6 protein-coding genes are annotated in these 7,641 nt (G+C 29.4%); 1 reads left to right on the forward strand and 5 read right to left on the reverse strand.

Features of this window, described 5'->3' with window-relative positions:
- Nucleotides 1-323 precede the first annotated feature (323 nt).
- Nucleotides 324-1,379 (forward strand): lipocalin family protein, encoded by a 1,056-nt coding sequence (locus VLM92_RS02590; RefSeq protein ID WP_325274795.1) that lies wholly within the window; start codon nt 324-326, stop codon nt 1,377-1,379.
- A gap of 75 nt (nt 1,380-1,454) precedes the next feature.
- On the opposite strand, the gene VLM92_RS02595 is transcribed toward VLM92_RS02590, so the two are convergent.
- The 5 genes from VLM92_RS02595 to VLM92_RS02615 all read right to left on the reverse strand — a co-directional run.
- Nucleotides 1,455-1,808, reverse strand: a complete 354-nt coding sequence (locus VLM92_RS02595; RefSeq protein ID WP_325274796.1) for a carboxymuconolactone decarboxylase family protein — start codon at nt 1,806-1,808, stop codon at nt 1,455-1,457.
- Nucleotides 1,809-1,905: 97 nt separating this feature from the next.
- Nucleotides 1,906-2,334, reverse strand: coding sequence for a MarR family transcriptional regulator (locus tag VLM92_RS02600; RefSeq protein ID WP_325274797.1), 429 nt, complete (start codon nt 2,332-2,334; stop codon nt 1,906-1,908).
- 163 nt (nt 2,335-2,497) lie between these two features.
- On the reverse strand, nt 2,498-3,802 hold the full coding sequence (locus VLM92_RS02605) for an NCS2 family permease (RefSeq protein WP_325274798.1): 1,305 nt from the start codon (nt 3,800-3,802) through the stop codon (nt 2,498-2,500).
- A 196-nt stretch (nt 3,803-3,998) separates the two neighbouring features.
- Nucleotides 3,999-5,711 carry an adenine deaminase gene (ade, locus tag VLM92_RS02610; RefSeq protein WP_325274799.1) on the reverse strand — a complete coding sequence of 571 codons (1,713 nt, stop codon included), beginning with the start codon at nt 5,709-5,711 and terminating at the stop codon, nt 3,999-4,001.
- Nucleotides 5,712-5,725: 14 nt separating this feature from the next.
- Nucleotides 5,726-7,641 (reverse strand): xanthine dehydrogenase family protein molybdopterin-binding subunit (locus VLM92_RS02615; RefSeq protein ID WP_325274800.1); only part of this gene is annotated, 1,916 nt, incomplete at its 5' end.

The following is a 7,641-nucleotide window of genomic DNA, read 5'->3' on the forward strand; positions in this document are numbered from 1 at the left end:
TATAAACAACTAAAAAAACAAAATATTAATTCAGTTTCCGATGTATTTTATGCAGAAATAGATAGTAGCGGCTCTCTCTTTATAAATACTTATGATGAATAAGGTATTTATTATAATTGCTAGATCTGAAATATTAGCTGATATATTATTTCCTATTATAAAAGTTTAAAAATCGTAAAATGCAAATCGGAAATGATAGCAAATGAAATTTAATATACAATCACTCAACTCTCCGTCACGGCCAGCTCTACCTATTTCTTGATTGTAACCAAATCATGTCCGCATTCATATTTTATACTAAAATATTTTAGTAGGTGATTATTATGAATAAGCGTTCATGTACAGATATTTCTAATAATGTTAATCTCCCTAAAGATACAAGAAACCATTGTAATTCAAATATGGAATGGTGGTATTATTATGCTTTTCTTAAAGGGGATAATGGTAGAAATTATGCAACAATGGCTTCTTTTTTTAGTATAGGGGAGTTTGATTTTTTCAAAGGGCATTATTTAATCTTTTCTCTTATAGACTTAAAAAAGAATACCCATATTAGTTATTCCTTTACTGATCCTGAATTAATTATTAATTTACTTTTACGATTTCCATGCGATAAAAAGATGTGGAAACAATTTATGAATCTTCTTAGATGCAAACTTCCTTACCCCCATAAGATAATGAAAGATGCTTATATTAAACATAACCCTATGAAACTTTCATATGGAAATTCTTCATTTGACTTTTTAGATGAAACAAATAATTATTTTAACGTTAATATTATTGAAGATGATAATATCATTGATTTACTATTCTTTCCTAATAAGCCTATTGCATTAATAGGAGAAGATGGAAAACCCAATGAATTATTTTACTATTCTTTTACTAGAAATACTGTAGAAGGATATATTAAAGATAAAGAAACAAAAGAAATTGTAAAAGTAAAAGGTGAAGGCTGGTTTGATCACCAATGGGGATATACACTTGATATGCCTAATTGGAATTGGTTCGGACTTCAATTAGATGATGGTCGTGAATTACTCATCCAAACAAGTAAAAGTTTTTCTTCTATGGCTAATTGCATTGACATAAATGGAGATTTGAAATTTACACAAAATGTTATTTTGCAACCTACTAGATATTGGAATAGTCCAACTACATCAACAGTATATCCTGTGGAATGGAACATTATACTACCTGATTTTAATATGAATATAAATGTGGTTCCAGATTTTGAGGAACAGGAAATGCTCCTTCTAGAACCTCTTAAGTCAATATGGGAAGGTACTTGTTTAGTATCTATAAAAGAAAAATTGAATAACCACGAAATAAAAAGTATTTCTGGAAAGGGATTTATGGAATTAGTTGGATATACATTGTAATTCACTAGAAAAAGCTAGGCAAATCGCCTAGCTTTTTTATCACTTGATTATTTTTTTATTATAATATTAATTATTTTATTTGAAGTCATTTTCAAATTCATCTATGCTATCTTTTAATAAAGTTACGCTATATGCCATAGAAGGACCTCCCCCAAATCCAACTGCAACCATAGCCGCTTCCATTATTTCTTCTCTTGTAGCACCTAATTCTAAAGATTTATACACATGATAAACTATACAGTATTCACAACGATTATATACTCCTATTGCAACACTCATAAGTTCTTTAGTCTTAGTAGTTAAAGCTCCTTCTTTATATCCAGTACTTAAAAGGCGCATAAATGCATTAACATTTGCCTTATTAGTTTCGCTTACAGCTCCTAGCCCTTGTGTAAATGCGTTTAACATTCCTCTTACATCTTTTTTCATTGTCAATTCCCCCTTAAATTATATGCTATGCATATAATTAGCATAGCAACTATTCAACTAAAGTGTAGCACCTTATAGTGCTTATGTAAACTTATTTTTAATTATTTTTTAAATTTTCTACTATTTTATTTAGTACATTTTTCAAAGTTTCTAAATCTTCTTCTTTTATTCCCTTTATGCTGTCATCTGAAAATTTCTTCCCTATAGGAAGTATTTCTTCTCTTTTTTGTACTCCTTTTTGTGTTAAATATAACTTTGTAATTCTTCTATCACTACAATCTTTTTCTCTTTTAACTATATCTTCTTTTTCCATTCTGTCTATTAATCTAACAATTGAAGATTCTTTTGAGTCCACAGTTTGAGCTAATTGTTTTTGAGTAATACCTTCATTTTCTCCTATATAATATAGAGCTATCCATTGTACTCTAGTTATACCATGCTTTAAAACTCTTTCATTAAAAGCTTCTGTAATTTCTTTATTATATTTATTTGTCATAAATCCTACACAATCATTTAAATTAAACATAAGTACGCCTTCCTATTATAGTTTTACTATATTTACGTGAAAATAGTTATATTTTTTTAGTTTATAATTTGATTATATTGTATGAAGATATTTTTTTCTATATTTATATTAAATAAATCAAGTCTCCTTCAATATAAACTATATCAAAGGAGACTTATTTATCTTATAAGAATACAAATTTTAGTACAAATAATATGCTTAAAATTATAAGTGATAAGTTAATTTTTTCTCTTTGACCACATATAAGCTTAAGTATAGTATAAGATATTATACCAAATATAATACCATCAGCTATGCTATAAGCAAGTGGCATCATAGTAAATGTTAAAAATGCAGGTATTGCATCTGTTGGATCTTTAAAGTTTATTTCAAGAACCGAACTTGCCATTAATACCCCAACTAATATTAAAACTGGTCCTGTTGCTTGAGGAGGTATTGCTGTAAATATTGGTGCAAAGAATAAAGATATTAAAAATAAAAATCCTGTAGTTACTGCAGTAAGCCCTGTTCTTCCTCCTTCTGCTATTCCTGCTGAACTTTCAACATAAGAAGTAACTGTAGAAGTTCCAAGAAGTGCTCCTACTGTTGTTCCTATTGAGTCTGCAAGTAAAGCTTGCTTAGCACGAGGCAATGTTCCATCTTCATTTAAAAGATTTCCTTTTGATGCTACTCCTACTAAACATCCTACTGTGTCAAATAAGTCAACAAATAAGAATGTAAATACTACTACTACCATATCAAAACTAAATATTTGTGATGTCTCAACTGAAAAGGCCTTTAAAAATACTGGTTCTAAAGATGGGATGCTTGATACTACAGCTTTTGGAAGTTCTACTAATCCACACACCATTCCCACAGCTGCTGTTATTATCATAGATAGTAAAAATGCACCTTTAACATTTTTACACATAAGTACTGCTGCTATTATAAGACCAAATACTGAAAGTAGTACTAAAGGTGCTTTCATACTTCCAAGAGTTAATATCGCTCCCCCTGATGTTACTATTCCTGTATTAACGAGTCCTATAAATGCAATAAATAATCCTATACCTGCTGTAACTGCATGTTTTAAAAGTGGAGGTATACAGTTTATTATTTCTTCACGTATGTTTGTAACTGTTAGTAATATAAAGATTATACCTTCAATAAATACAGCACATAAAGCAAATTGCCAACTATGTCCCATAGATATAACTACCGAGTAAGCAAAGAAGGCATTTAGTCCCATACCTGGTGCTAGTGCTATTGGATAATTTGCAAGTAATCCCATAAGAATAGTTCCTATAAATGCAGCTATTGCAGTCGCTGCAAATACTGCACCTTTGTCCATTCCTGTATCACCTAAAATATTAGCATTTACAACTAGTATGTAAGCCATTGTCATAAACGTTGTTATTCCTGCTAGTATTTCAGTTTTTACATTAGTATTGTGTTCTTTGAGTTTAAATCTTTTTTCTAAAAACTCCATATACACAAAACCCCCTTCATTTTTTGCTATACTTATATTAAAACTATACTAGTGAATAATTTAAGTTAGCTTATTTAATTATATGAGCTAAATATTTTGAATTTAACTAATCAACTTGTACTTTATTTATAATGCTGGACAATTTTATAGAGCTATTTCAACAAAATCATACTTTGAATTTCTAGAAAAAACTTTATTATATTTTTATAAAATCAAATTTAACTACATCAAACAGTCCTTTATCTGTAAGCTTTATCTGTGGTATTACTGGAAGTGCTAAAAATGATAGTGTCATGAAAGGATCAATTTCTTTACTTACATTTAATTTATCATATGCTATGCTTAGCATATTATTTAATTTAGAGTTTACATATTCTATATCTTTATCACTCATAAGTCCACCTATTATAAGTGGTAAGCTATCTAATATTTTATTTTGTGATGAAATAGCTATTCCACCACCAATATTTTCAACTTCACCTATAGCATTTAATATGTCTTCATCATTATCTCCAACAACTATTATATTGTGTGAGTCATGTGCTATTGTTGATGCTATTGCACCATTTTTAAGTTTAAAGTTTTCAACTAATCCAAGTCCTATATTTTTAGTATTTTTATGTCTTTCAAGTACAACAAGTTTTAATATATCAAGTTTATCATTGTATTTAAATTCATTATTTTCTAAATCAACTTTTCTAGTTACTTTTTCTGTTACCAAATTATGTGGAAGTAATCTTATAACATTTACTATATCGTCTTTTAGTTTTATGCTTAAGTTTTCTTTTTTTATATCTAGTATGTTTATTGTATTTATAACTTTAGAATTATCAACATCATTACTTTTAAATAAAGGCTTTTTATTTTCTCCAACTAGCATACCTTTTTTATAAACTTTTTCTACATTAAATTCTTTTAAGTCATCTACTATTAATATATCAGCATAATATCCTGGGGCTATGGCACCTATGTTTTTTAGATTATAGCAAGTAGCTGCATTTATTGTTGCCATTTGTATAGCACTTATTGGGTCTATTCCATTTTTTATTGAAAGTCTTATGTTGTTGTCTATGTGACCTTTATTTAATATATCTTCTGGATGTTTATCATCTGTACAGAATAAACATCTTTGATAATTAAAGTTATTTACTCCTCTTACTAAGGTTTCTAAATTTCTAGCTGCAGAACCTTCTCTTATCATAATATACATTCCCAGTCTAAGTCTTTCTATCATTTCATCAACATTTGAACACTCATGTTCTGTACCTACTCCACTTATAACATATGCATTTAGTTCTTCATTTTTCATATTTGGTCCATGACCATCTATAAATTTATTATTTTTATGAGCTAATTCAATTTTGTTTATTACTTCTTCATCTTTGTATATAACCCCTGGATAATTCATCATTTCTCCAAGTCCTAGTATCCTAGGGTGATTTATAAATTTTTCTAAATCGTTGGCTTTTAATATTGCACCCGAATTTTCAAAACTCGTTGCTGGTACACAAGATGGTAACATAAGATATACATCTAGTGGTAAGTTTTCACTACATTTTAGCATATATTCTATACCATCTAATCCACATACGTTTGCTATTTCATGTGGATCTGCTATTATTGTAGTTGTTCCTCTTGGTACTATTGCCTTTGCAAATTCTGTTGGTGATACCATAGAAGATTCTATATGAACATGGGAGTCTATAAGTCCTGGGACTATAAATTTCCCTTGTAAGTCTATGTTTTCGGCTCCATCATAATTTCCTACTCCAACTATTATTCCATCATGTATTGCTACATCTGCATTTATTATTTCATGTGAAAACACATTGACTACTTTTGCGTTTTTAAAAACTAAGTCAGCACTTTTATTTTTCATAGCTAAATCTATTAATTTTTTAGTATCCATAAAATATCCCCAATCTATATAGACGATTTTATTGTTTTAAGTATTTTATCAGGTGTTGCAGGTAATTCATTTATTCTAGTTCCAATTGCACTATATATTGCATTTAAAATAGCTGGGGCTACATACACCATAACTGGTTCTCCTATTCCTTTAGCTCCAAAAGGTGCAGAACTTTCTTCATCTTCTACTATTATCTTTTTAAAATCTATTATATCTAGTGATGTTGGTATAAGATATTTTGATAATCTGTTGTTTTTGATTTTCCCATTTACAACGTTTAAATCTTCCATCAAGGTATATCCTACACCCATAGCAAATCCTCCATCTATTTGACCTTCTATTAAATGAGGATTTATTGCTTTTCCTACATCTTGTGCTACTACTGCTTTTAATATATTCACTTTTCCGCTTTCTTCATTTACATCTACTTCTACTCCACATGCACCAAAAGTATATGGCCAGTATGGGTTTCCAATTCCAGTTTCTTCATTCATTGTTGTTGAGTATGCTGTAAATGATGCTTCTTTACTTAAAATGGATTTATCCATATTTTTATAAACTTCTTTCAAATCACAACTTTTTACATCATATACCTTGCTTATTTCATCTTTTAATTTTTCACAAGCTATTTTTATAGCATTTCCTGTGTTGTAAGTTTGACGGCTTGCAGCAGCTGTTCCTGAGTCTGGTGTTATTGATGTATCTTCATTTATAAATATTACATCTTCCATACTAATACTTAAAACCTCAGCCCCTATTTGGCTCATTATAGTTTTTGCACCTTGACCAACTTCAGTTGCTCCAACGTATATTTCTAATTTTCCTTCTTCATTTATTTTAACTCTTGCATTTGAAACATCCGGGAATCCATTTCCATATCCTGTTCCATAAAACATTATTCCTATGCCGCATCCTTTTTTGCTAAAATCCATATTTTTACTAACTTCTTTTATACATTTCTCAAGTGGAACACTTTCTTTTAATATTTGATTTGTGGCTGTTTTACTTCCTTTTTTGAATATATTTTTAAGTCTAAATTGTACTGGATCCATGTTTAGTTTTTTTGCTAACATATCCATTTGTTGCTCATGAGCTACTGGAACTTGTGTTGCTCCAAATCCTCTCATAGCACCGCTAAATGGATTGTTTGTATATACTGCATAACTATCTACCCATACATTTTCTATTTCATATGGTCCACTTGCATGTACTCCTGCTTTCCTTAAAACATTTATTGCCCAAGATGCATAAGCTCCTGTATCTCCTATAATAGTGGCTTTTAATGCTTTTAATTTTCCATCTTTAGTTGCTCCAGTTTTATATTTCATAATCATTGAATGTCTTTTAGAATGTGCTATAAATGATTCTTCTCTAGAGTAGGTTGTTTTGACTGGCCTTTTTAAGACTTTTGCTGCTAATGCTAAATATATTTGCATTGTAATATCTTCTCTTCCCCCAAATGCTCCTCCAACTGCACAGTTTATTATTCTTACTTTATCTTTATCTATATTAAGTGCTTCTGCTACTTCTATTTGGTCAAAATGAGGATATTGAGTTGCTATGTACAATACTATATTACCTTCTTCATCAAGTTTTGCCACTCCACTTTCAGGTTGTAAAAATACATGGTCAACTTGAGGAACTTTATATTCATTTTCAACTATTACATCACATTCTTCAAAGGCTTTATCTACATCACCATTTCTAAGTTTAAAGTGATGTACTATATTACTATCATTATCATGTACTTTAATAGAATCTTTTTCCATAGCTTTTATCGGGTCAAATACTTCTTCGATTTCTTTATAGTTTACTTTTATATTGTTTAGAGCATTTTTTGCAGATTCTTTAGAGTTTGCTACTACAAAAGCTATAGGATCTCCTATCCTTCTTACCTTTTTATCACAAAATACTTCATGGTCTTTAAATA

The sequence above is a fragment of the Romboutsia sp. genome (genome assembly GCF_035470145.1).
In the GTDB taxonomy this organism is placed as follows: domain Bacteria; phylum Bacillota; class Clostridia; order Peptostreptococcales; family Peptostreptococcaceae; genus Romboutsia_D.